The sequence below is a fragment of the Natrialbaceae archaeon AArc-T1-2 genome, from assembly GCF_030273315.1.
Lineage (GTDB): Archaea > Halobacteriota > Halobacteria > Halobacteriales > Natrialbaceae > Tc-Br11-E2g1.
Genome location: NZ_CP127174.1, coordinates 2,583,835 through 2,609,307, shown reverse-complemented (window position 1 = coordinate 2,609,307; position 25,473 = coordinate 2,583,835). Strand labels below are relative to the sequence as shown.

Below are 25,473 nucleotides of genomic sequence, written 5' to 3'. Positions count from 1 at the left end.
CCACGTCGCCGGAGGCGAAACGATTACCGACTCGAGCGACGACGACCGTGACATGGGCTACGACATCGATCGCTACCTGAATATCCGCAGCGCCTACGGCGCGTCGCTCGGTCCCGACGGCGAGCGACTCTCCTTCCTGATGAACACCACCGGCGTCCCCCAGGTCTGGACGCTTACCGGCCCCCGCGAATGGCCCGAACAGCGCACCTTCTACGACGAACGGGTCACCTTCGCCTCGTGGTCACCCGAGCGCCCCGAGCTGATCTTCGGGATGGACGAGGGCGGCAACGAGCGCGCCCAGCTCTTTCGCCTCGAGGACGAGACCGGCGCGATCACGAATCTCACGGCGACGCCGGAGGCCAAACACCGCTGGGGCGGCTGGAGCCACGACGGCGACCGCTTCGCGTTCACCTCCAACCGTCGCGACGAGTCCGTCTTCGACGTCTACGTCCAGGACCGCGACGCCGTCGGCGACGAGGCCGACCGCGTCTACGAGGGCGACGGCTGGCTCACCCTCGCCGGCTGGAGTCCCGACGACTCTCGACTGCTGGTCTCGCAGGCGTACTCGAACTTCGACCAGGACCTGTACGTCCTCGAGCTCGAGACCGGCGACGTGACCCACCTCACGCCTCACGAGGGCGACGTCCGCTTCCAGAGTCCGAGCTGGGCACCGGACGGCGAAGGGATCTACCTCGTGACCGACGACGGCGCGGACACGCTCTATCTGGCCTACCTGGATCTGGAGACGCTCGAGGTAGAGACCGTCGTCGACGGCGATGGATGGAACGTCGACGGCATCGCACTCGACGACGAGACCGGCCGGTTCGTCTACTCCCGGAACGTGGAGGGCTACACCGACCTCACCGCGGGCGAACTCGCCGGCGACGACCCGACCGAGTTCGAGACGTTCCCCGAACCCGACCTCCCTGGTGGCGTCTCCGGCGGCGTGAGCTTCGGCCCCGACGCCGCGGTGTTCGCCTGCTCGACGACGGGCGATACGGTCAACACGAACGTCTTCCTCGTCGAGGCAGAGACCGGCGAGGCCGAGCAGTGGACCCTCGCCCCGACCGCGGGCATCCCGCCGGAGACGTTCCGGGAATCGGAACTCGTCCACGTCGAGAGTTTTGATGAACTCGAGGTGCCCGGCTTTCTCACGCTTCCCGAGACGACCCAGGACGGAGGGAACGACGAGGTTCCCGTCATCGTCGACATCCACGGCGGTCCCGAGAGCCAGCGGCGACCCTCCTTCTCGAGCGTCAAACAGTACTTCCTGGACAACGGCTACGCCTACTTCGAGCCGAACGTCCGGGGGTCGGCGGGCTACGGTGCCGAATACGCCAGCCTCGACGACGTCCGAAAGCGGATGGATTCGGTCGCCGACATCGAGGCCTGCGTCGAGTGGCTCCGCGAGCACGACCGGATTGACCCCGACGGCATCGTCGCCAAGGGCGGCTCCTACGGCGGCTTCATGGTGCTCGCGGCGATGACCGAGTACCCCGACCTGTGGGCTGCCGGCATCGACGTCGTCGGCATCGCAAACTTCGTCACCTTCTTAGAGAACACCGGCGACTGGCGACGCGAACTGCGGGAAGCCGAGTACGGCAGCTTGGAGGACGACCGGGAGTTCCTCGAGTCCATCTCGCCGATCAACAACGTCGAAAAGATCGACGCACCCCTCTTCGTCCTCCACGGCGCGAACGATCCCCGGGTGCCCGTCGGCGAGGCCGAACAGATCGTCGCGGAGGCACGCGAGCAGGGCGTCCCCGTCCGCAAGCTGATCTTCGAGGACGAGGGCCACGGCCTCTCGAAACTCGAGAACCGCACGGAGGCCTACCGGGAGATCGTCGACTTCCTCGAGGAACACGTCTGACGCGCCGACCGGCGGCTACTCGCCGAAGAGAACCGACTCGTCCATCTCGTGGGACGGATCGACGTCGTACCCTCGCTCGAGGTCGGCCGGATCGATGCCGAGCAGGTAGGTGTCCGCCTCGAAGACGCCCTCGATCAGCCAGCCGACGCCCTCGTAGAACGGGTCGTCAGCGAGCTCCTGGACGTCGGTCGCCAGCTGTGGGATCCACCAGCCATGTGCCAGCAGGAACGCCCGCCGGTACTCGTCGGCCCCGTCCCTGGCGAGCGTTTCGAGGGCGGCCAGTTCGACGGCGGCGTGGTCGGCTTCCTCCCGGAGCTGGTCCGTCGGCCGGATACCCAGATCCCGGTAGGAGCGTTTGACCGCCGCGAGCGGCTCGCCCAGGTAGTCGTCTGCGTACCAGGATTCGTGGGCCTGCATGCGCGGGCGCGGGCCGACGAACAGGCTCGTGTGGATCCGCCTGAGTTTCTCGGCGGCGTCGGCCGGATCGTCGACGCCGGACTGCCACGTGCCGAGCAATCGGAACCCGTTCTCGAGGGCCTGGGGCGATGCCTCTCGCGGGAACTCCTCGGCGACGAGACGCTCGGTCGCTCGCTCGTCGGGTGGATCGGCGATCACGCTGGAGCAGAACCCGTACAGGTCCGCGAGTTCGTTCGTTCGATCGGTGTCGGTGGTCTTTCTCATTCTCGTGTGAGCTCCGTCGTCCGTCGGTTACACGCTGAGTCAACTCGAGGACGGCAACGGAAGCGAAGGCGGAGGGCTACATCGGGAGCGGGAGCGGCGTGAACTCGGCCGCCAGCAGGTACGTCAGCGCGAGCGTGATCTTCCCGACGATCACGAGCACACCTGCTGCGACGAAGGCGGTCGCGGCCCCGCGTTGGCCGAGCGCGCCACGACGCTGCCCGAGCGCGCCACCGGCAAGCAGCAGGATCGGGACGACCAGACCGACCAGCACGGCACCGCCGACGAACAGCGTCGCGTAGGTGCTCAACATGTTGTCGACCGCTGGCTCCGCCGCCGGAACCTGTCCCGGGAGCAGCGCGACCGTCGCGAGCACGGCCACGAGCGTGGCCACGAGCAGCCCGGACGCCGTCAGCGCGTATTCCTGCATCGTCCGCCCGACGGCCCGATCCTCGAGCGTCGCCAGCCCGACTGCGACGGCAAGACCCGCGCCGAGTCCGCTCAACACCTGGACCGGGATCAGGAACGTCTTGTCCCACAGCGGGACGCGATCGGTCATGCCGGTACCGTACGCCATTGCCGAGTAGATCAGGACGCCAGCAGCGAAGATTCCGAACAGTGCGCCGACGCCGAGACGAACCGTCTCCGTCGGCCGGGTCCGGTCCGCGAGCGCGTCGAGGTGGTCGAGGATGCCGGCCCGGTTGAAAATGCGACGGATGCCGCCGGCCTGTCCGCCGGTCGCAGCCCTGGCAGGATCGCTGTCGGTGCCACCGTCGGAACTGACGTCCCGTCCGCCGTCGGCGGCGACGCCCTCGCTCTCCGTCGTGACGGACGGGCCGTGGGGACGGTCCCGGCCGAACGCGACCCAGACGAACATCAGCAACGCACCGAGTGCGAGCGGGCCCAGCAGGTACGGCCCAATCGCCATCCACGAGCCGAAGTTCGTCATGATAAGTGGCACCAGCATCGCCCGGAACGGCGTCGCGAGGTGAGAGAGCAGGACCGGCCCGCCGACGCCGATGCCGACGAGACCGGTGAGATAGCCCCACTTCGCGACGCGTCCGTGGTCGCGTTCGCCACGCCGCGAGCGCACGTCGGCGACGTAGCCCATCAGGTACGCGCCACTCGCGATACCGATCATCGCGATGTAGAAGCCAACCTTCCAGTCCCACTGCGTGTACGGGAGTTCGAACCCGATTTCGACTGCCATCGTTAGTCACCCCCCACGATCATGTCGGCGTCGTCTCCGAAGATGATCTCCGCGGCCTCCTCGTCGAACGGCTGAACGGTGTCGTCCTCCTCGAGACGCTCCGAGAGATCTTCGGGCGTCCCGAACAGCAACGCGTCGGTCGGACACTCAGAGGAGCAGGCCGGCTCCAGGCCCGCTTCCTGGCGCGGCTCGCAGGTCGTACACTTGTCCATCAGGCCGTCGCTCTTTGCACCCAGTGGCTGGCTCTCCTCGGCTTCGGGTACCTCTCCGTCGGGATACTGGGGTGCGCCGAACGGACAGCCGACGCCGCAGTAGTGACAGCCGATACACCGGCCCGCGTCTACGCGGACGGTGCCGCTCTCGCTGTAGTGCAACGCCTCCGTCGGACAGACGTCGATACACGGCGCGTCCCGGCAGTTGTAACACTGCATCGGCTTGTTCGCCTCGTTCTCGCGGTCGCCGTGGGCGAGCGCGACCACCTGGATCCGATCGCTCTCCGGCGGGAGGTCCCAGGTTCGCTGGCAGGCGACCTCGCAGGCGCCACAGTCGATACATGACTCCCAGTTCGGGATCACTCGTGCCGTTCTGTCGTCTTGTGTGCTCATTCTGGTTCACCTATCGCTTCGTGCGGTTGATGCGCTGTTCCTGCCACTGGAGCTGCCGGTCGGACAGGTCGGGAATCTCGTCGTCTTCGGCCACGCGGACGGTACACAGCGTCACCTTCGTCTCCTGCATCTGGGTCTCCCGATCGTAAGCCGGCGCGGTGCCAGCGTTGATCGACTCGCCGATCACCATCGGCTCGAGCCCTTCCATCTCGCCGCCGTAGTTCTCCGTCAGGTCCTCGCCCTCGAGGATGCCGGACCAGTGATACGGCGCGAAGGCGTGGTCCCGCGGGACACGCTCGGTGACGCTGGCCTGGATGAACATCTCGGCGTGTGGCGTCGTGACGGCGATCCAGTCGCCGTCGTCGACGCCGAGCTCGTCGCCGACCTCGGGGTTGAGCTCGAGATACATCATCGGCGACCGCGAGGCGGTCCCGAGCGTGCTCCGGGTCTTTGCCCCCGCGCCGGTGTGTTCGACCTGACGGCCGGAGGTGAGAACCATCGGATCGACGTCGCCGGCGTCTGCGAGCTCCTCGTAGGCGTCCAGGTTCTCCTGCTGGACCCCTTCGTTGTCGAGTTCGACGCGCCAGTGGTCCTCGGTGCGCACGTTGCACGGGTAGTCGTCGACGAGATCGGATCGCGGTGTCACCGCCGGCTCGCGGTGGACGGGAATCTCGTCGGTGAGGTTCCAGGCTTTCATCCGGGCGCGGGCGCGTCCCCACGGCGCGTCGGGCTGTTCGTTGTCGAACTCCTCGTAGCGGCCGAGGTCGACGTCGTACCCCTCGTCGTCGAGCGCCTCGGCGACGTCGGCGACCGAGGTGTCCTCGTCGAGTGCACCCGCGATCGGCAGCGTCAGCGAGGCTGGCTCGGACGGATCGTCCGGCAACACGTTCGCGTACAGCGGGTACTGCGGGACACCCTCGAGCGTTCCGTCCCACCACTCCGGCTCGAACGGATCCCGGAGGTGGTCCTCGGGTTCGACCTCGGGATCCTCGCCGTTCTCGACGGCGTCGACCGCGGCGTCCCACCAGTTGGCCCGGAAGTCCATCCCGCCGTCCTCGGGGTGTAGGGAGGCGTCGTAGAGGATCGGCGTTCCGGGGTGGGCCTCGTGCCAGCACGGCCAGGGGAGCCCGTATATCTCGCCGTCCTGGATCTCAACGGTATCGCCGTCTTCGGTCTCGACCACCTCCTCGTCGTCGAGGTCGGCCCGCAGGTCCTCGACGCCGAACAGCTCCGACGCCTCCTGGTGGGCCTTCAGCCGCTCGGGCGTCTGGCCGATGTAGCCGATCGAGCGGACGCCCAGGTTGATCTCCCGGAGGACGTCCTCGACCTCGTCGTAGTCGAAGTGATCGCCGAAGCCGAGTCGCTCGGCGAACTGGGTCATCAACACCCAGTCGCGTCTCGCATTGTGTCGGGGCGAGACCGCCTGGTTGCGCCACTGGAGCTGTCGACCCGTGTTGGTGGCGCTGCCGGCCTCCTCCAGGTTGGTTGCCGCCGGTAGCATGTAGACGTCCGTGTCGGTGTCGGCGAGCTCGGCGACCTGGTTCGGAAAGATGTCGATGTTGACGATGAAGTCCAGTTCGTTGACCGCCTCGCGGACGCGTTTGTACTCGCTAAGCGAGCCCAGGCCGTGGCCCCAGAAGATCGCCGCCCGGAGCGGATCGGGCTGGTAGATCTCCCACTGGTCGTCTAAGACACCCTCGAACCAGCGGGCGACGGTGAAGCCGTTTTTCTCCATCAGCTCGGTGTCGGTGAACCGATCGACCAGTTCGTCGTAGCTAATTTCGCCGGAGGTGTACGGTGACTCGGTCCAGACGCTCGCCCAGTGTTCCCAGGCTCCAGGCTCGAGGCCGTAATAGCCGGGCGTATTGCCCGCGTCGACGCCGAGGTCGGTCGCGCCCTGGACGTTGTCGTGGCCGCGGTAGATGGGCGTTCCACCGCCCTCCTGGGCGGCGTGGCCCAGCGTCAGGTTCAACATCGCGTACGCCCGGGTGTTGCCGGTGCCGTTGTTGTGCTGGGTGCCACCCATCGCCCACTCGACGCAACTGACGTCGGCGTCGGCCAGCGTCTCGGCGAGCTCCCGAATCTCCGACTCGGGCGTCCCGCAGATGTCGGAGACGGTTTCGACGTCGTACTCGGGGAGGACGTCCTCGCGGAACTCCTCCCAGGTCGGCTCCATCACGCGACTCCCGATGAACTCCTCGTCGTGGAGGTCGTTCTCCACGATGTGGTGGATGAGCCCGTAGATGAACGCGACGTCCGTGCCCGACCGGAAGTGGTAGTAGTCGTCGGCCGCGGCCGCGGTCTTGGTGAACCGCGGTTCGGCGACGATGTGTCTCCCGCCGCGTCGCTGGGCCTCCTGGAAGTGTTGCCAGGCGACGGGATGGCTCTCGAGCGGGTTGTGCCCGATGATCAGGTTGACGTCGACGTTGCGCATGTCGTTATTGTTGTTCGTCATCGCGCCGACGCCCCACGTGTTCGCGATGCCTGTCACCGTCGTCGAGTGACAGATGCGTGCCTGGTGGTCGACGTTGTTTGTGCCATAAAAGGCAGCGAGCTTGCGGATCAGGTAGGCTGCCTCGTTGCTGTGACACGCCGATCCACACCAGAACGTGGCGTGTGGCCCCGTCTCCTCGCGGATGTCCGTGAGTCGACCGGTGATCTCGTCCAGAATCTCGTCCCAGTCCATCCGGACCCACTCGCCGTCTTCCATTTTCATCGGCTCCTTCAACCGCTGTGCGGAGTTTTCAGTCTGGGTGAGCGAGGCACCCTTCGAACAGAGTCCGCCCTGGTTGACCGGGTTATCGTCCCACGTCTCCTGGCCGACGACCGAGTCGTCCTCGACGGCGATCTGTAACCCACAGCCGACCGAACAGTGTGTACAGACCGTCTTCACCAGCTCGTCGGCCGCGTCGGGGTCGACAGTGCCGTCATCGTCGTCGCCCTGTCGCTGAACCAGGGTTCGGCCACCAACCGCCGTTGCGAGGGTTCCGGCGACGCCGGCCTTGAGGAACCCTCGCCGATCGAGGTCTAACGATGACTGTGTCATATGGTATCGTATGACTTTATATTATTTTAATCTAGGGCGTGGGAAGATGATCCCCGGCAGTAAAAATTTGTTTGAATTGTGACTAGAGTTAGGAGCATTTTGAAGAAATACCGGTTTATACGGTCTTGCAAGACTACATAGTAGCCTTACACATTCTACTACAACAATAAATATCATTACTTATTTCTATTAGATTTTATTCTATTGCTAGATTGTTTATTCTGGAGTCGACGCAGACTTCCGTGACCTTTAATCTGGTAAAACTCATACATTGTGTTTAATGGACGACCGAGACGAGCTACTCCGCGTCGATCTCTCGGCGACACGCATACGGACCAGTGCGGTACCCGATCGCTGGCTCGAGCAGTACGTCGGCGGGAAAGGCGTCGGTGCACGATACCTCTACGAGGAACTCGAGGCGGGAACCGATCCGTGCTCGCCCGAGAACGTCCTGTTGTTCCTGCTGGGGCCGCTGACGGGATACACGCCTGGCGAGCAGCGATACGCCGCGGTCACGAAGTCCCCGCTGACGGGCGCGTTTCTGGACTCCTACGGCGGTGGCTCGTTTCCCGGCCAACTCGCAGGCTCGCTCGAGGGGTATCTCGGCGTCCTCGTGACGGGTGTGGCCGACGAACCGGTCGTCCTCGAACTCGAGGACAGCGAGGCGACGCTCGAGTCGGCCGACGACCTGTGGGGGCTCGATGCCGAGGCGACCTCCAAGCGGTTCCCCGACGCCGCGGTCGCCTGCATCGGCCCCGCCGGCGAAAACGGCGTACAGTACGCGACGATCGCCTCCGACGGCGGCGACCACCACGCCGGCCGGGGTGGAGCGGGCACCGTGATGGGATCGAAGAACCTGAAGGCGGTCGTTGCACACGACACCCCACCGGCGGGGCTCTCGGACCTGCGAGAGCGCTATGGGGAGGCATTCGCCGAGAGCGACGCCGGCCAGTGGCTTGCCGTCAGCGATACCTTAGAGACGGTCGACTTCGCCAACGAGGTCGGCGTCCTTCCGACGCGGGGCTGGCAGGAGGGCAGTTTCGAGGGCGTCGACGGGGTCGGCATCGAACGCGCTCGCGAAGCGGCAAGCGGTCGAGAACGACCCGACGATCCCGTTCCCGGCGGGTTCCGCGTCGACAGCGACGAGGGGGAAAGCGTCCCACGGGGTGCCACGCCGATCGTCCTCGGTGCCGGGCTCGGCATCGACGACTTCGACGCCGTCGCGACGCTTGGGGCGGTCTGTGATCGCCTCGCGATGGACGTGATCACGGCCGGGAACGTGGTCGCGTGGGCGATTCGGGCGAGCCAGGACGGGCTGATCGATCGCGACCTCTCCTTTGGCGACGAGGCGGCCGTCCGGAGACTCATCGACGAGATTGCCGATCGATCGACGCCGCTTGGCGATGTACTGGCCGACGGCGTCGACCGGGCCGCCGAGCGGTTCGGCGGTGAGGAGCTCATTCCAACCGTGAAAGGGATGGAACTCTCCTCGTACGACCCGCGCAACGCCGAATCGATGGCGCTTGCCTACGCCACGAGCGATCGCGGTGGCTGTCACCGACGGGCCCGACCGGTCGAGTACGAGCCGGTCACCGGTACGGACCGCAGCCGTGAGGCGCGTGTCACCGCCGTGATCGAGGAACAGAACCGCCGGGCGCTGCTGTGGTGTCTGATCGCGGACGACTTCCTGAAGGACGTGCTGGAGACGGGTCACGCCGCCGAGTGGCTGTCTGCTGTCGGCTACGACCACGATCCCGAATCGCTGTCGCGTGTCGGCGAACGGGTCTGGACGCTCGTCCGGCTGTTCAACGTCCGGGAAGGATTCGCACGGACGGACGACGAACTGCCGCCGGCGCTGACCGACCCCCTCGAGGACGCGGCGGGCTCGGGCGACGGCGCAGGTATCGACCCCGAGATGTTCGACGCGCTGCTCGAGCAGTACTACACGAGTAGAGGCTGGGACCGGCGGGGACGGCCGACGGCCGAGCTCCTCCGTCGGCTCGAGCTGACAGACGTCCCCGACGGGTCGACGCCGGTCACGCCGACGGTCGACGACGATCGGGAAACGGAGGTACCCGAAGATGACTGACAGCATCGATCTCGACGAGATGGACGTCGGGAGCGACGACGAGGAACAGACAGAGAACGCGAACCACGGCGACTGGTTCTGGCGCGGCGAGGGCGACCCGGCCGACGAACCGGAGTCACAGTGGCGTGACGTGTCGTCGCCGACCCGGGACGACGCCGGGAGCGAAGACGGCGACTCGAGCGAGGGGGGCGCTGACGCGGATGCGAACGGGGACGGGGACGCGGAACCGGCGGAGGCCGGCGACGAGCCGACGGCGGCCGACTCCGACGGCGAGCGTTCGACAGACAGATCGGCGATGCCGAAGGTGCCGGGCGGTCCGACGGGACCGGTCGGCGTCCCGGAAGAGCGAGGCGGCGCAGGCGGCGGCTCGCCGTCCCAGCAGGGGTCCCGAGAGACAGCTGACGCCTCCGCACGACCCACCGATCACGGCGAGGCGACCGAGCCCGACGACATGACGCTTGTGTTCACCTACGAGGCGATCAACCGTCTGGCAGACCCCCAGCACGTGGTCGGCGACGCCCGCGGCTGGGCCGACTGGGTCGGCATCGTCGGCTCGGTCTCGACGCCGGCCATCCGGAAGTTCCAGCGCGACGCCGGCATCGACATCGACTTTTTCGGCGGCTCGGAAACCGGGCCGGCCGAACGGCTTGCCGACGTCACCACCGACTCGATGTTCGACGCCGAGCGGACGGTGCTCGTCGGGGTCGGCGACGACGAGGCGATCGCCGAGAGTGTCGACTGGGAGTTCATCCCGCTCGAGACGGCCGCGGAGAAAGCCGACTGGGAGATCGAGTTCGAGCGCTGACAGGTGCGGTTGTCGATCACCCGCTGTGCAACAGCTCGGCTCGACACTCCGGACAGTACTGGATGATGCTCTCGCCGCCCGTCGGCGAGAGTTCCTCGATGCGCTCGCCGATGCGCTCCTCGATCGCGTCGGCGGTCGCCTCGCTGGTGAACTCCCGGCCACAGCCGGCACAGGCGAGCATCGACCCCTCGTAGACCTCCCTCCAGGCCGGCTCGGGGCCGTCGCCGTTCTCGGGGAGCAAGGAGAGGTCGAGGCCGTCCTCGACAGTGATGACGCCCTCGACGCAGACCTCCGCACAGAGTTCGCAGTTGACACAGCGTTCGTGGTTGAACTCGAGGCCGTCGTCGGTGCGCCGGAGCGCGTCGGTCGGACAGTAGTTCGTACAGGTCGGCGTCAACGTACAGCCGTCGGCGACGTCGACCACGCCGAAGTCTTTCAGTCCGCGGATCCGCTCTCGCTCTGGCTCGACGTGCTCTACGATCGTGCGGACGCTCTCGAGCGTCCAGGCGTGGCTGTCGAACGCAGGGTTCTCGCGCCCGGGGTCGTCGATCTCGCCGGTCGCCTCGTGCTCGCCAGTCGGGATCGGGGAGGCCTCGAGTTCCAGCACGGCGAACTGTGAGAGCTCCTCGACGAACGCCTCGGGCTCGTCGGGATCGGGAGCGAAGAAGCCGACGCGCTCGCCCAGCCCGAGGTCGGTCGTCGCCCGGTTGAGCCGGCGGACCAGCTCTGCCTTCGGGTCGGGGCCGGAGTGTCGACAGTGGCCCCCACAGCCGACGACGGCGACGCCGTCGGCACCGGCCGCCAGCGCGTGGAGGACGTGGGCTTCGCCGACCGTGTCCGCGCAGTTGACCGACACCGGGAGAATCGGGGGGTACTCGAGATCCACCCGACCGGCTGCGGCCAGCCGGCCGTACTCCTGCAGTGTGTCCTGGGCGCGCTCCGAGCAGACGAAGGCGACGATCGGCGTTTCGATAGTGGCGCTCGAGCCACCGAGCAAGCCGCTGACGAGACCGCCGTCGTCACCGGTCGGCGCGAGCAGTGCCTCGACTTCGAGGGCGATCCGCTCGTTACTGGGCTCTCGGAGCTGGGTCGCGCCGGTCGGACAGGCGCTGGTACAGGCCCCACAGTTCTGGCAGCTGTCGAGGTGAAACGAGACCTCGTCGATCGCCACGCGTTCGACCGCGCCGTGGGGACAGGCGTCGACGCACGCGTTGCAGCCTTTCGCGCCGGAGTCGCCAGCGGCACAGACGTCCATCTCGAGGTCGAGGAAGTCCGGGCCCTCGAACCCGCCGAGTAACCGTTCGACCTCGTCGATCGTGGCTGCGTCGATGGGGGCGGTGTAGAAGCCACGCTGGCCGCCGACGGTGCCGTCGTCGCCGTCGGGATAGATCAGCTGGTCGGCCTCGAGCGTTCGCCGGACGCCGTCCATCTCGATGGCGTCGGTCGGGCAGACCTCGGTCCACTCGCCGTCTGACGCGTCGGGGTCGATGTCGACTGGGTAGCGCGTCACCATCCCCTCGGGACCCTCGTGGACGCATTTCAGACAGGAGATGCAGTCCTCGGTGACCCGGGCCTCGAGTCCGATCTCGAACTCGCCGTAGCTGCCCCGGACGCCGACGACGCGGCCGCGTTCGACGGTCACGTTCTCGAGATCCGCGTCGACGGTCGCCAACTCCTCGCCGTCGGCGACCAGCGTTACGTCTGCGGTGTCGGCGATCGCGGCTGCCGTCTCGGCGTCACCGACGACGACGACCTCGTGGCCAGCCCGGTGGATCGTCGACTGCGGCATCGGTTCTACGCGCGTGCCGGCCCGGGCCGCGTTGACGAGCCGGGCGGTCTTGGCGGTCGCGGCCTCCCGATCGTGGACCCAGCCTGCACCCTCGCGCTGGTCGACGAACGTGATGTCCTCGGGGTAGAGCCCGTTCTCCTCCGCGACCGCCTCGATCTTCTGCTGTGGCATCGACTCCGGGCACGTGACGATCAGTTCGTCGAGGTCGTACTCCTCGATCACGTGTTCGACGGCAGCGAGTTTCTCCTGACAGAGCAGTCGTGAACTCGCTGCTATCGCCACGTCGTCGACCTGTTCCCGTGCCTCCTCGAGGTCGACGTCACACGTCCCGGCACAGGAACAGAGAAACGCACCCGTATTCATGCTACATGGTAACGAACCGAAAGATGTAAACCTGTCGCGGATGTCGGCGTGTCGAACGCTGGGCTACGACACCGTCGTCGCTGTATACGGTCGCCGGTGACCCGGACCGGCGAGACGGCCACCCCCGCCGTGGTCGGCACCCGGGCGTCTGGATCGGTCAGCTGATGAGTTTGGCCGTCTCCGGGGAGAGCTCGACGGTGACGTCCTGTCGAGTCTGCTCGCTAAGCTGATCGATGTTGCGCGTCAGTACCTCGACGATGTCCTCGGGCTCTGGGTAGACGAGCACGCTCCCGTCGTTGTCCTCGATGACGAGTTGGGTATCCCGGAGCGTCACCGTGTCGTTCTCGATTCCCGCGACGGTGACGTCGAGTGTCGCTGCGTCGCCGGCGTCGCCCTCCTCGACCATGGTAATATAGACCGCGTCGAGACCGATGAGATCCTTGAACTCCCTGATCTGCTCGGCGCAGGCGACCATATCCTTCGAGATCGATGTTTTCTGTTCGTTCCCGTGTTCGCCAGCGTAGCAGTGTTTGCACACCCGCAGTTCCATCTGCATAGTACGTAGATGTTTCCGAATGATCATGATAATTGCGAACGTGCCTCTTCGAACGCCAGCCGATCGGCCGCCGGCTGTAGCCGGCTCTAACGCAACCACCGACCGTCTTTCGGTGAAGCAGTATCAGTTCGTCTCCGGCGGCGACTCGAGCAGGAACGACTTCCGGAGGAACGCGTCGTTCTGTCGGTACACGTCGGCGACGGCCTCTCGATCGCTCGTCTCGAGCGCGTCGGTCCGTCCGTACGCACGACCCGCGCCGGACAGGAACCGACCCAGCGCCGTCGCCGACGTTCGCTCGTCGGTGACGTCACCGCCCTCGTAGGCGAGTTCGGTCACGACGTGACCGTCCGCATCGAGGTGGTGTCCCTCGACGACGCCGCCGTCGAGGAGGCTTACACCGAGTGCGTCGATCGACCCTGCGACTCCCTCGAGGTCGTCGAGGTCGAGGTCGGGTGCGAGTTCGTCGGCGATCGCCAGCCCACTCTCGAGACGGTCGACGAACGTCCAGCAGCCGGCGACGTCGACGGTTTCCGCGTCGGCGTCGACGCCGTCGGCGGTGTACTCGAGACGCGCCGGCAGCCCCCACGGCCGGACGACGCCGCTCTCGAGTAGCCGTTCGAGAGTCGTCTCCGCGCGCTCGAGCAGCGTCGCGGCCGTCGTCGCGTCCTCGGGTCGGCCCGACGTCTCACCAGCCCCAGCGAGGACGGCAGCGACGACCAGCTGACCGCCGACCACCGAGCCGAGCTGGCTGGGGGTATAGCCTGCGCCGTCGCTGCCGACCGGCCGGTGCCAGTAGGCGAAGTCGTACGCACCGACGTCGTCGACCCAGTAGTGATCCAATGCGGCCGCCGTCTGGCGGGCGAGCGTGACAGTCTCGACCGACTCGCCGACCGCACGTGAGTCAGCCTCGTAACGTTCGCTGGTGACGCGATCGGCTGTCATCCCGAGACCGGCGGCCATCGTCTCGGCGTCGACGACGCCGTTGCCGTCGTGGAACTCGCCAGCGTCGGCGTAGTTCTCGAGGGCACAGCCGCCGACGGCGTCTTCGATCGTCGCCGTCTCGAGCGCCCCGGCGGGGTCGCCGTTACCGGTCTCCTGAACACGCCTGGTCGCGCAGACACGTGCCCGTCTAAGCGTCGTGATGGCCACACTCTCGTCCAGTGTCAGTTCGTCGGTCCGGAGCCAGCCGTCGTCAGTCGCGACCAGCGACGCCGACAGCGTGGCGTCAGATTCGGACGCTGGTTCACCATCGTCGGTTTCATCTTCGAGGTCGCCATCGCGCTCGTCGTCCTGGTTCACTTCCCGGAACCCGTCTCGAACCGTCTCGAGGATCGCAACGAGGGCCGCGTCGGCGTCCGGATCGTCCTCGGCCAGGTCCGGCTCCGACTCGAGGACGACACCGGCGGTTTCGAGCCCGGACGCGACGGTCCCGTAGTCGACGAGCCGAAGCTCCTCGAGGTCGTCGCCGGCGTCAGCATACGGCGGAACGAACACCGCGAGGTCGTCCTCGGTGAGCAACTCCTCGTCGCTGCCGTGGTCGTGTTCGTGCCCGCCGTGGTCACCGTGGTCGTGGCCGACGAGGTCCTCGGGATCGTTCTCGTCAGGATCGCGCACCTCGTCGTCGCCGTCGCCACCGAGACAGCCGGCGACCGCGACGGCTCCGGCGGCTCCGATCGCCGACAGCACCTGTCGGCGCTCGAGTCGCCACGCGGGCGTTCGCTCTCTTCTCGCCGTCGGTTCGCGTCGCGTTCGATCCACGTTCGTGAGACGGTTGGGACCGGACACTCGTAGCCTTCGTGGTAGAGTTCTCGAAACCGTCCCGGCCGTTCGGCTCGCCCGGCTAGCCGATGACGCCGGTCCGTTCGGCGACCTGGCGAGCCGCGCGTGCGTCCATCCCGTCCCCGAGGATCGTGTACCGGTCGCGAATCTCGTGGCAGGTCGACAGCGCCTCGATCACCGTCCCGTCGTCGATGTCGAGTTCCGCGGCGGTCGTCGGTGCGTCGATGCTTTTCAGTGCGTCCCGGATGTCTCGCCAGATCCCCCGGTCCCCGCCGTGGAGGTAGGCAGCCATGATCGCGCCGACGCCGACCTGGTGGCCGTGTAAGGCCGCGTCCGGTGCGATTCGATCGAGCTGATGCGAAAAGAGGTGTTCGGCCCCGCTTGCCGGTCGCGACGAGCCCGCAATGGACATCGCGACACCCGAGGAGACAAGCGCCTTCGTGACCACCCACGCCGACTCCTCGAGACCGGGCCGAACCATCGCGGCGTTGTCGACGAGGATCTCGGCAGTCATCTCAGAGAGTGCGGCGGCGTACTCTGAGTACTCGACGTTTTTCAGCCGCCGGGCGAGTCGCCAGTCCATCACCGCGGTGTAGTTCGAGATGATGTCGGCACAGCCTGCCGTCGTCAGCTCCCAGGGAGCCTCCGCCAACACCCCGGTGTCCGCGACGACGGCAAGCGGCGGCTCGGCGGCGACGCTGTGGCGGGTGTCCTCGGCCGGCACCGAGCCACGATTGCTGACGATTCCGTCGTGACTCGCCGCCGTCGGCACCGAGAGAAAGCCGACCTCGAGGTGGTGACTCGCCATCTTCGCGATGTCGATGGCCTTCCCGCCGCCGACGCCGACGAGGTAGGCCACCTCCTCGGCCTCGGCGGCCTCGATGACGGTCTCGACGGCTTCGAACGTCGCCTCCTCGACCGTGACGAGCGCGGGATCACGTCCTGCCGCCTCGAGGTCGGCTGCAACCGGCTCGGCGGCGATCGTCCGGGGCGTCGGGCTGGTCACGATCAGCGGTCGCCCCTCGAGGTGGAGGTCGTCGACGACGTCGCCCGTCCGGGACAGGACGTCGTGTCCGACCACCACGTTCCGCGGGAGCCGAATCCACGTCGACTTCTCGAACATGGTTCTGTTGACGAACGGCGTGATATAAAGGCGTTCTCGTCGTCCAGTGTTCGCGGGGCACCGGCGGGACGAAACGGACAGTCTTCCGGACAGTCGGATGTAACTGACAGTCACGCTGTGATGGTGGCGGGAAAGGCTTCCGCAACCCCAATGCGTCTATACCTGTTCGTGGTGGCCATCGGTGATGGCTACCGTTGTCGAACTCGAGATTTCGGCAAATCGTCTCGTGGCGTCACACGCGTTCGACCGCGCTTCGACGATCGAGTTCGAGCTCGGTGGCATGATCGGCGACGGGCCGCCACTTTGCTGGGTTTCGGGGACGGATCGGACGACGATCGAGACGGCGCTCGAGGACGATCCGACCATCGAGGTCGTCGCCACTCTGACCGACACGAGCGACGGCCGATGGCTGTACCGACTCGCGTTCGGGAAACGGCTCCGGCTCTTCGAACAGCTCGTCTCGTCGAACGCGGGTGCCATCCTCGAGGCGACGGGCCGGGACGGGACCTGGGTGTTCCAGTTACTCTTTCACGACCGGGCGGCGCTATCGGAGGCGTACACGCTGGTCTCACAGTACGAGTTCCGACCGTCGGTGACACAACTGACACCGATCGATGGCCTCACTGCGGAGGGGTCGCCGCTGACACAGACCCAGTACGAGACGATCGCTGCGGCGTACGAACACGGCTACTTCGACGTGCCCCGGCAAGTGACCCTCAAGGAGCTCGCGACGGAGCTTGGGATCTCCCACCAGGCGCTTTCGGAACGGCTTCGTCGAAGCCACGCCGCGCTCGCGAACGCGGCGCTGTCGAAGCGACTGGAGCCGACGAAGATCGATCCGTAGCGACTCAGTTTCGACGATCGGGGCGAAACGCACTCGAGTCAGGAACAGTATTGAAAAGAACGGACCGTCATGAGCCCAGTTTCTAATTATTTGTAACCCAGATATGGGAGTGGTGCGGAATTCACATCAACAGTTAGCTTTATTGGTTAACGAACAGTTAGTAGTTGTGTCGGCGCTCGCCGACACGACGCATCGTCGATCGACCGACCACTGCGAGTGTCGCCAGCCCCCGACGGCGATCGAAGACGGGCTCCAACCGTCGGGGTCTCGGTAGAGCACTCATGCTCAGTCACCCTCTGGAGGCCACTCGTGGCCGTGTGGCCTACACGTCGGATCGCATCGGTTCCTACGGTGTCGGTCCGTTTTTCACAACGCTCGTCGAACGCACACTGTTGGGTTCAGCGCGTGGTTCCCGTGAGGGCTCGAGAGACGGCCTCGAGTACAGTCCCGCGTCGTGCTTGCAGTGACCGGCACGACCGATACACGGGCGCTCGTGATACGCTCGCGTATGACCGACACCAGATACGACGAAGGCGACGTCGTCGCCACACCCGACGGCCGCGGCGTCGTCGCAGCCGTCCTGACCGACGACCTCGAGTTTCCACACGCAGACGACGCAGTCGACGTGTCGGCGACGACCGACCGGCCGGCTCACGTCGTCGGCCTCGAGACGGTCGGCTCGGCGGTCTACCGCGCGTCTGATCTGCGATTGACCTCGTTCGAAGACGACTCGCCGACGACGATCGACGGCGAAGCCGAGACCGATATCGTCGACGAAGACGTCAACGGATGGGACGGGCTGCCCGAGGGGTGGGACCGAGAGAGCGTTCTCGAGTACTGGTCGTCGATCGGCGGTTCGTGGGAGACCTGTCTCGCGGACATGACAGACGAATTCGAGGACGAACGGGCACGCGAGCACTGTTCGGCGATGAAAGACGAAGTGTTGTGCACCGAACGATGGCGAAACCAGTTTTAGTAGATGAGTTCGTCGTCGTTCTCGACCATGTACAGCGTTCGAGCGGCGATGTTGACCGCGTGATCGCCGACTCGCTCGAGGTCACGGATGGTAAGCAGGAGTCGCGAGACGTCTTGCAGGAGGTTTTCGACCGTCTCGGGCGTGCCGAGTTCTCGTTCGATCAGGTCCCGAACGACGATCTCGCTCGCTCGTTCGGCGAAGTGATCGAGGTCGTCGTCGCGGGCGGCCAGTTCCCGACAGGCCTCGACGTCTTCCGTGTCGTAGGCGGTCATCGCGTCGTCGACCATCTCGAGAGTGAGATCTCCCATCGCCTGGACGTCGACGTCGGGAAAGAGGTCCTGTTCTGCCTCGAGAGTGTACTCGCCGAGGTTCACCGCCAGATCCCCGATTCGCTCGAGGTCGGTGATGATCTTGAACGTCGACGCGATAAAGCGCAGATCGCTCGCGACGGGTTGTTGGAGCGCGAGCAAGCCGATGCAGTCTTGCTCGAGATCGAGGTACATTCGGTTTATCTCGCCGTCGCCCTCGATGACTTCTCGGGCGAGATCTCTGTCTTTCTGCTCGAGGGCGTCCAGTCCCATCCGAAGCCGTTCCATGACGAGCTCGCCCATGTAACAGACGTCCTCGCGGAGCTCCTCGAGTTGCTCCTGGTAGGATTTTCGGGCCATAGATAGCTCACTTCGGTCCGCGTTGATGTACCTTGCGCTCGACCGGGAGTGCTGTCGACACGACGGGTCCGTTTCGTCTTCCCGTCGGGTACCGCGAGGCCGCATAAGTCCACAAGAATAACGCTTCGTCGTCGCGGACGTTTACTCGATGCACTTCGATCACGCAGGCGTCGCAACCGACGACGCGACGGCGCTTTCGGAACTGTACACCGAACTGCTCGGCCTCGAGGTCGTCCACGAGGAGACGTTCGACGGGATGTCCGTCGTCTTTCTCGACACCGGAAACGGCTACCTCGAATTGCTCGAGCCCGTCGAGGGAGGAACGATCGCCCGCTACCTCGAGGAACGCGGTCCGGGAATCCACCACCTCGCGTTCGCGACCGACGACATCGACGCCGCACTCGAGGGCGCACGCGAACTGGGAATCGAGCTGGTCGACGAAACGCCCCGACCTGGCGCGTGGGGACACACCGTCGCGTTCTTACACCCGAAGTCGACGGGCGGCATTTTGATCGAGTTCGTCGAACACTGACCGCCGTTATCCGAAGCTTTCGATCAGCGCGTCGTCGGGATCGCCGCCTGCCGCCTCGATCGCGTCGGCGACCGTCGACACGAACGACTCGAACCCGAAGACGTAGTGCTGGCCGTCCTCGAGGTGGGCCGCGACGGCCTTGGCGAGCGTCTCGTCGTCGTCGCCGTCGACGACCGTGACGGATACGCCCGCGGCGTCGAGTGCTTCGAGACGATCCGTGTGGGCGGGTTCGTCGTCCTGGTAGATAACGGCGGCGTCGTGACCGGCGTCGTGGGCCGCTTCCGCGATGGCGACCGCAGGACCGATGCCGGGACCGCCCGCGACCGTGACGACGTCGCCGTCGTCCTCGTAGGCGACCTGTCCGAACGGCCCCTCGACGTAGACGGTATCGCCGGCGTCGCGACCCGCGAGCCACGGCGTGAGATCGCCGTCGGGGTCGACGCCGACCGTGATCTCGAACGTATCTGTGACCGACGGCGAGGACAGCGTGTAGTATCGCGTAATTTCCTCGCCGTCGACGGCGGCCCGAAGGCGGACGAACTCGCCGGGGGAGGCGTCGAACTCCTCGGGCGTCGTCAACTCGAGTGCGATCGTGTCGGGACCGACTTCGCGAACCGTCTCGACGGCGACCGGAACTCCTTCCATATCCGGGGATTGATTCGGGAGGCTGAAAGGCGTTCCTCTCCGATTTCGGCCCGGAGGCTTACTATAGTTATTGTAAACCTCGGGGGCTCTGAAGCCTCTCGAACGGGGTTTCAGAAGCCTTTTCATATTCGCCGGGCAAGTTCGCAACGATATGGCTGAGGACCTCAACTGGGCAATCGGAGGCGAGGCCGGCGACGGCATCGACTCCACGGGGAAGATCTTCGCCCAGGCACTTTCCAGGGCCGGACGACACGTATTCACGTCGAAAGACTTCGCGTCCCGGATCCGCGGCGGCTACACCGCGTACAAGATCCGGACGTCGGTCGATCAGGTGCAAAGCGTCGTCGACCGCCTGGACATCCTGGTCGCGCTCACCCAGCGAACGATCGACGAGAACCTCGACGAGCTACACGACGGTAGTGCCATCATTTACGACGGCGAGCGTTCCTGGGAGGCCGAGATTCCCGAGGACGTCGTCGGCGTCGATGTCCCGCTTAAGTCCCTCGCCGAGGAAGCCGGCGGCGCGATCATGCGCAACATCGTCGCGCTCGGTGCCGCGTGTGAGATCACCGGCTTCGACGTCGAGTACTTAGACGAGGCCTTGGAGAAACGCTTCGGCGGCAAGGGATCGAAGATCGTCGAGAACAACAAAGCAGCAGCCCGTGCCGGTCAGGAGTACGTCCAGGAGAACTACGACGTCGATCTCGGGTACGACCTCGAGACCACAGACGAGGACTACGTCCTGCTCAACGGCAACGAAGCGCTCGGTATGGGTGCGATCGCAGCCGGCTGTCGATTCTACGCCGGCTACCCGATCACGCCCGCGACGTCCATTATGGAGTACCTGACGGGCCGGATCGAAGAGTACGGCGGCCACGTCATGCAGGCCGAAGACGAGCTCTCGGCGATCAACATGGCCCTCGGTGCCGCCCGGTCCGGTGCCCGGGCGATGACCGCGACCTCGGGGGCCGGGATCGACCTCATGACCGAGACGTTCGGGCTGGTCGCGACCAGCGAGACGCCACTGGTCATCGCCGACGTCCAGCGTTCCGGCCCGTCGACGGGGATGCCCACGAAACAGGAACAGGGCGACCTCGAGATGGTGTTGTACGGCGGCCACGGCGAAGTTCCCCGGTTCGTCGTCGCTCCCACGTCGATCGACGAGTGTTTCTGGAAGACGATCGAGGCGTTCAACCTCGCCGAGAAGTACCAGACGCCGGTCTTTCTCGTCTCGGATCTGGCGATGTCGGTCACCGAACAGACGTTCTCGCCGGAGACGTTCGACATGGACGCAGTCGAGACCGACCGCGGTAGGCTCGTCGATGAGGACGAGATCGACGAGTGGCTCGACTCCCAGGGCCGATTTCGCGCTCACGCCGTCACCGACGACGGCGTCAGTCCACGTTCGATCCCCGGTACAGGAGACGGTGCCCACATGAGCACTGGCCTCGAGCACGACGAACTCGGCCGCCGGACCGAAGACGAGGACGAACGCGTCCAGCAGGTCGACAAGCGAGCGCGAAAGGTCGAGACCGCACGCGAACGCGAGGACTGGGACTACCGCGAGTTCGGCGATCCCGACGCCGACACGCTCGTCGTCTCGTGGGGGTCGAACGAGGGCGCACTGGTCGAGGCGCTCGAGTACCTCGTCGAGGACGGCGTTGACGTTCGCGTCCTCTCGGTACCGTACATCCACCCACGACCGGATCTCACGGCAGAGTTCGAAGCCGCCGACGACGTCATCGTCGTCGAGTGTAACTCGACTGGTCAGTTCGCGAACGTCTTAGAACACGACACGCTTACCCGCGTCAAGCGGATCAACAAGTACACAGGCGTCCGGTTCAAGGCGGACGAACTCGCCGAGGAGATCAAGACGAAACTCACAGAGGAGGTTCCAGCATGAGCTCAGAGGTACGATTTACCGACTTCAAATCCGACAAGCAGCCGACGTGGTGTCCCGGATGCGGCGACTTCGGGACGATGAACGGCATGATGAAAGCACTCGCGGAAACCGGCAACGACCCGGACAACACGTTCGTCGTCGCCGGGATCGGCTGTTCCGGCAAGATCGGGACCTACATGCACAGCTACGCCCTCCACGGGGTCCACGGCCGTGCACTGCCGGTCGGCACGGGCGTCAAACTCGCCCGACCCGACGTCGAGGTTATGGTCGCCGGTGGCGACGGCGACGGCTACTCGATCGGTGCTGGCCACTTCGTCCACGCCGTTCGCCGGAACGTCGACATGACCTACGTCGTCATGGACAACCGTATCTACGGGCTGACGAAGGGGCAGGCCTCGCCAACATCGCGGTCGGACTTCGAGACCTCGACGACCCCCGAGGGAACGAAACAGCCCCCGGTCAACCCTCACGCGCTCGCGCTCGCCGCGGGTGCGACGTTCATCGCCCAGTCCTTTAGCTCCGACGCGTTGCGCCACCAGGAGATCATCCAGGAGGCCATCGAACACGACGGCTTCGGCTTCGTGAACGTCTACTCGCCGTGTGTCACGTTCAACGACGTCGACACCTACGACTACTTCCGTGACACGCTGGTCGACCTCAAAGACGAGGGCCACGACCCGACCGACTACGAGGCGGCCAAAGAGATCATCCTCGACTCCGAGAAGGAGTACCAGGGCGTCATCTACCAGGACGAAGACTCCGTCCCCTACGGTGAACAGCACGGACTCACCGAGAATATGTCCGACATCCCCGAGGGCGCACCCGAGGACGCGATGGATCTCGTCCGCGAGTTCTACTGATCCCCCGTCGGGACCGTTCCGATCGTGATCGTGGTCGTCGACGATCGCCCGACGACGGCTCACGCAGTTTATATATCCCTCCAGTATACAGCCCAACGGTGACCCTTACGAAGTGCGATACGTACACGTGCAGGTCTCGTAACGTCCTGCATCAGGGTCGGAACGGTGTCCGGATCGGGCCATCCGGACTTTTCGTGGTGGGTTCGGTCGTCATCGCCGTACTGTCGGACGGACGGTCAGAAAGAGATTCGAGCCACAGATGTGCCGAAATTCTTCACGTGCTGGAGTTGGTGACGACCGATCGCACGAGCGTCGACTCGACGGCGTTGAGACGTTGTGACACCGCCGAGCGCGAGATGCCAAGCCGGTCGGCGAGTTCCTCGAGGTCGGTTCCCCGTGGCTGGTCGTAGTAGCCGAGTTCGACGGCGAGTTCGATCGCTTCGCGTTGTTTTGCCGTGATCCCAGTCAGGTCGATCTCGGCGCTGTCGTCGCCGTCGACGGTGGTGATCCGTCGCAACTCGACGGTCGACCCGTGCGTCTCGAGCGTCGACAGAATCCCCGTAAGCCGCGTCCGGTCGTCGACGACGACCGAGACGACCAGCGTGTCGTCTCCGACCCGTTCGAGATCGAACGTACACTCGAACTGGGAGACGAGGTGACAGACGCACGCCTCCGAGACGTCCTCGGTACAGGGGGCTGTCTCCCCGTCCGGGGTCATCACGTAGCCCTGGAACGTCTGTCGGTTGCCCGCCGTGGTCGTTCGGGGTTGCGATGGCGCGTCCGATCCCGTCTCGGCGACGGCACAGTCCACTGCGTCGGGGAGGGTCACTTCGAAGACTGCCCGTATCGGCTGGTTCGACGACGAGGGTGTCGCGGGTGGCGTCGTGGTCATACACCGCGATTGTACCTAGCAGTACTATAAACGTCAGAGCAGTTCCCTCTCGGTGGGAATCGGTCGAATAAGACGTCGAGACCCCGGTATTACTCGATCGGGTGGTCGATCGACGTCAGTACCGTCTCGAGCGCCTCGCGTTCGTCCTCGAGATCGCTTGGGTAACCGCCAACGAAGACGAGGTAATCGTCCTCGTGACCGAACGCAGCGACGAGCACGTCGAGGTCGATCTCCCGGTCGTCCACAGTCGTCGTGGTCTCGAAGACGTCGACGTCCCTGTCGTCGCCGAGAATCGAACGCTCGATCGTCTCGACCCGGGTGGCGTCCTCGAGTTCGTGGTCGTGGTCGTCGTCGCTCTCCGCACCGATCTCTGCGAGCAGTTGCTCGCTGTCCATGTCGGCGAGCGGATTGTACGTCGTTCCGAGAACCTCCATCGCCGGCATCGAGACGATCGCGAGAAACGCCGCTTCGATGGGCTCGTCGGGATCGTCGAAGTCGGCCTGCTCCGTTTTCGTCCCCTCGTCGGAGTCGTCGATCTCTCGTTCCGAGTCCTGGTCGACGCCGTCGTGGTCGTCGGCTAACTCCGTTTCCGACTCCTCGTCGACGTCGTCGAGCGCTCCCTCCTCGAGCAGTACTCGTCGCTCGAGGGTTTTCTCGTAGGTGCTGTGCCAGTAGGTGGCACGAACCGATCTCGTCGCGCTGGCGGCCTCGACCGTCTCGTCGTGGTCTTCGCGTCTCGTTTCGACGTGTTCGTAGCCGGCGTCGGACAGTGCATCGTCGGTCGGTTCGGCCCGGGCAGCGGCAAACTCGAGGGGCTCGTCTCCCAGCACGAACCCGAGACAGCCGGCCGAAAGCGCCACGGTCCCCGTCATCCCGGCGGCGAGAACCGCCCGTCGTGATCTCATCAGTTCCTCACGTGGACCGACGTCACAATATTCGTTCCGGTATGACAGTCAGGAACAGGATACTGTCACGGCTTGCGAACGGGAAACAGAGAGTGTCGTGTGAGCCTCGAGCCACGACTCGCGCGTCGAACCAGTCGGCGGTCGCTATCGCTCGACGGCAGACGGTCCGATGTTAAGAGTTATCGGGATCGACGTCCCTCGTTCGGGCATGACGGAGTTTTCAGCCCGAGTCGAGCAGGTGTCGATCAGCGGTATCCGCGAGGTGTTCGAGGCTGCGAGCGAAGATGCGATCAATCTCGGGATCGGTCAGCCGGACTTTCCGACGCCAGCACACGCTCGCGAGGCGGCGATCGAGGCGATCGAGGCCGGCGAGACCGACGCCTACACGTCGAACAAGGGCACCCTCGAGCTCCGCGAGGCGATCGCCGCGACGTACGACCGGGATTACGGGCTCGCGGTTTCTTCCGGCGACGTCATCGCCACCGCTGGCGGCAGCGAGGCCTTGCACCTCGTCCTCGAGGCTCACGTCGATCCCGGCGAGGAGGTGATCTTCCCCGATCCTGGCTTCGTCTCCTACGACGCGCTGACTCGCATCGCCGGTGGGACCCCAAAACCCGTCGGGCTTCGCGAGGATCTCACGATGGACCCGGCAGCGGTCGAGGACGCAATCACTGACGACACCGCGGCGTTCGTCGTCAACAGCCCAGCCAACCCGACGGGGGCGGTCCAGAGCGAGGCCGACATGCGCGAGTTCGCTCGGATCGCGGACGAACACGACGTGCTCTGTCTCTCCGACGAGGTCTACGAACACATCGTCTTCGAGGGCGAACACCACTCGCCACTCGCGTTCGCCGAGACCGACAACGTCGTCGTCGTCAGCGCCTGCTCGAAGACGTACTCGATGACGGGCTGGCGACTCGGCTGGGTCCTCGGCTCGACCCGACGGATCGAACGCATGCTGCGGGTCCACCAGTACGCCCAGGCCTGTGCCAGCGCCCCCGCCCAGTACGCCGCCGAAGCAGCGCTGTCGGGGCCACAAGAGCCCGTCGCGGAGATGGTCGAGGCCTTCGAGCGACGTCGGGACGTCGTGGTAGACGGCCTCGAGGACGCCGGTCTCGAGGTCCCGACCCCGAAGGGGGCGTTTTACGCCATGCCGAAGGTCCCCGAGGGCTGGTGTGACGAAGTGCTCGACCGGGGCGTGGTCGTCGTCCCCGGCGACGCCTTCGGCGCGAACGGCGAGGGGTACGCCCGCCTCTCGTATGCGACCGGGATGGAGGAGCTGAAGGAAGCGCTCGAGATCATCGACGAGGCGACGCGGGCGGTGTAGGATTCCCG

At 65.6% G+C, this 25,473-nt stretch carries 21 protein-coding genes; 9 read left to right on the top strand and 12 right to left on the bottom strand.

Features of this window, described 5'->3' with window-relative positions; all coding sequences use genetic code 11:
* Window positions 1-52: 52 nt before the first annotated feature.
* On the top strand, window positions 53-1,870 hold the full coding sequence (locus QQ977_RS13405; RefSeq protein ID WP_285926279.1) for a S9 family peptidase: 1,818 nt from the start codon (window positions 53-55) through the stop codon (window positions 1,868-1,870).
* A 15-nt stretch (window positions 1,871-1,885) separates the two neighbouring features.
* On the opposite strand, the gene QQ977_RS13400 is transcribed toward QQ977_RS13405, so the two are convergent.
* From QQ977_RS13400 to QQ977_RS13385, 4 genes are all read right to left on the bottom strand, one after another.
* Entirely contained in the window at window positions 1,886-2,551 is a 666-nt protein-coding gene (locus tag QQ977_RS13400; RefSeq protein ID WP_285926278.1) for a TorD/DmsD family molecular chaperone, read from the bottom strand.
* Between the two features lie 76 nt (window positions 2,552-2,627).
* A complete protein-coding gene (gene nrfD / locus QQ977_RS13395; protein ID WP_285926277.1) occupies window positions 2,628-3,758 on the bottom strand; it encodes an NrfD/PsrC family molybdoenzyme membrane anchor subunit in 1,131 nt (376 codons plus the stop codon).
* 2 nt (window positions 3,759-3,760) lie between these two features.
* On the bottom strand, window positions 3,761-4,363 hold the full coding sequence (locus QQ977_RS13390) for a 4Fe-4S dicluster domain-containing protein (protein WP_285926276.1): 603 nt from the start codon (window positions 4,361-4,363) through the stop codon (window positions 3,761-3,763).
* A gap of 10 nt (window positions 4,364-4,373) precedes the next feature.
* Window positions 4,374-7,409, bottom strand: coding sequence for a molybdopterin-dependent oxidoreductase (locus tag QQ977_RS13385; RefSeq protein WP_285926275.1), 3,036 nt, complete (start codon window positions 7,407-7,409; stop codon window positions 4,374-4,376).
* A 280-nt stretch (window positions 7,410-7,689) separates the two neighbouring features.
* Between QQ977_RS13385 and QQ977_RS13380 the strand changes: the two genes are divergently transcribed.
* On the top strand, window positions 7,690-9,498 hold the full coding sequence (locus tag QQ977_RS13380) for an aldehyde ferredoxin oxidoreductase family protein (RefSeq protein WP_285926274.1): 1,809 nt from the start codon (window positions 7,690-7,692) through the stop codon (window positions 9,496-9,498).
* Entirely contained in the window at window positions 9,491-10,303 is an 813-nt protein-coding gene (locus QQ977_RS13375) for a DUF7124 domain-containing protein (RefSeq protein WP_285926273.1), read from the top strand. The genes QQ977_RS13380 and QQ977_RS13375 overlap by 8 nt, the downstream gene beginning before the upstream one ends.
* A 16-nt stretch (window positions 10,304-10,319) precedes the next feature.
* Here the strand turns inward: QQ977_RS13375 and QQ977_RS13370 are convergent, their stop codons facing one another.
* From QQ977_RS13370 to QQ977_RS13355, 4 genes are all read right to left on the bottom strand, one after another.
* A complete protein-coding gene (locus tag QQ977_RS13370; RefSeq protein ID WP_285926272.1) occupies window positions 10,320-12,455 on the bottom strand; it encodes a hydrogenase iron-sulfur subunit in 2,136 nt (711 codons plus the stop codon).
* Window positions 12,456-12,612: 157 nt separating this feature from the next.
* Entirely contained in the window at window positions 12,613-13,011 is a 399-nt protein-coding gene (locus QQ977_RS13365) for a hypothetical protein (RefSeq protein WP_285926271.1), read from the bottom strand.
* A 123-nt stretch (window positions 13,012-13,134) separates the two neighbouring features.
* A complete protein-coding gene (locus QQ977_RS13360; protein ID WP_285926270.1) occupies window positions 13,135-14,796 on the bottom strand; it encodes a hypothetical protein in 1,662 nt (553 codons plus the stop codon).
* A gap of 55 nt (window positions 14,797-14,851) precedes the next feature.
* A complete protein-coding gene (locus QQ977_RS13355; RefSeq protein WP_285926269.1) occupies window positions 14,852-15,913 on the bottom strand; it encodes an NAD(P)-dependent glycerol-1-phosphate dehydrogenase in 1,062 nt (353 codons plus the stop codon).
* A gap of 184 nt (window positions 15,914-16,097) precedes the next feature.
* On the opposite strand from QQ977_RS13355, the gene QQ977_RS13350 reads away from it, so the two are divergent.
* Together QQ977_RS13350 and QQ977_RS13345 are read left to right on the top strand one after the other, a co-directional pair.
* Entirely contained in the window at window positions 16,098-16,757 is a 660-nt protein-coding gene (locus QQ977_RS13350) for a helix-turn-helix domain-containing protein (RefSeq protein ID WP_285926268.1), read from the top strand.
* Between the two features lie 508 nt (window positions 16,758-17,265).
* On the top strand, window positions 17,266-17,733 hold the full coding sequence (locus QQ977_RS13345) for a hypothetical protein (protein ID WP_285926267.1): 468 nt from the start codon (window positions 17,266-17,268) through the stop codon (window positions 17,731-17,733).
* Here the strand turns inward: QQ977_RS13345 and phoU are convergent.
* Window positions 17,730-18,401 (bottom strand): phosphate signaling complex protein PhoU, encoded by a 672-nt coding sequence (phoU, locus tag QQ977_RS13340; RefSeq protein ID WP_285926266.1) that lies wholly within the window; start codon window positions 18,399-18,401, stop codon window positions 17,730-17,732. The genes QQ977_RS13345 and phoU overlap by 4 nt on opposite strands.
* A gap of 148 nt (window positions 18,402-18,549) precedes the next feature.
* Here phoU and mce point away from each other — a divergent pair, with 148 nt between their 5' ends.
* On the top strand, window positions 18,550-18,933 hold the full coding sequence (mce, locus tag QQ977_RS13335) for a methylmalonyl-CoA epimerase (RefSeq protein WP_285926265.1): 384 nt from the start codon (window positions 18,550-18,552) through the stop codon (window positions 18,931-18,933).
* A gap of 6 nt (window positions 18,934-18,939) precedes the next feature.
* On the opposite strand, the gene QQ977_RS13330 is transcribed toward mce, so the two are convergent.
* Window positions 18,940-19,578, bottom strand: a complete 639-nt coding sequence (locus QQ977_RS13330) for an FAD-dependent oxidoreductase (RefSeq protein ID WP_285926264.1) — start codon at window positions 19,576-19,578, stop codon at window positions 18,940-18,942.
* A gap of 151 nt (window positions 19,579-19,729) precedes the next feature.
* On the opposite strand from QQ977_RS13330, the gene QQ977_RS13325 reads away from it, so the two are divergent.
* Window positions 19,730-21,481, top strand: a complete 1,752-nt coding sequence (locus QQ977_RS13325) for a 2-oxoacid:acceptor oxidoreductase subunit alpha (protein WP_285926263.1) — start codon at window positions 19,730-19,732, stop codon at window positions 21,479-21,481.
* The gene (locus tag QQ977_RS13320; RefSeq protein ID WP_285926262.1) at window positions 21,478-22,341 is read left to right on the top strand and encodes a 2-oxoacid:ferredoxin oxidoreductase subunit beta; all 864 of its coding nucleotides are present in this window, start codon (window positions 21,478-21,480) and stop codon (window positions 22,339-22,341) included. The genes QQ977_RS13325 and QQ977_RS13320 overlap by 4 nt, the downstream gene beginning before the upstream one ends.
* 274 nt (window positions 22,342-22,615) lie before the next feature.
* Here QQ977_RS13320 and QQ977_RS13315 read toward each other — a convergent pair whose 3' ends face one another.
* Both QQ977_RS13315 and QQ977_RS13310 read right to left on the bottom strand, forming a co-directional pair.
* On the bottom strand, window positions 22,616-23,233 hold the full coding sequence (locus QQ977_RS13315) for a helix-turn-helix domain-containing protein (RefSeq protein ID WP_285926261.1): 618 nt from the start codon (window positions 23,231-23,233) through the stop codon (window positions 22,616-22,618).
* Window positions 23,234-23,322: 89 nt separating this feature from the next.
* The gene (locus QQ977_RS13310) at window positions 23,323-24,138 is read right to left on the bottom strand and encodes a DUF6517 family protein (RefSeq protein WP_285926260.1); all 816 of its coding nucleotides are present in this window, start codon (window positions 24,136-24,138) and stop codon (window positions 23,323-23,325) included.
* Window positions 24,139-24,346: 208 nt separating this feature from the next.
* Between QQ977_RS13310 and QQ977_RS13305 the strand changes: the two genes are divergently transcribed.
* Window positions 24,347-25,465: a pyridoxal phosphate-dependent aminotransferase gene (locus QQ977_RS13305; RefSeq protein ID WP_285926259.1), complete on the top strand. Its 1,119-nt coding sequence runs from the start codon at window positions 24,347-24,349 to the stop codon at window positions 25,463-25,465.
* Window positions 25,466-25,473 lie beyond the last annotated feature (8 nt).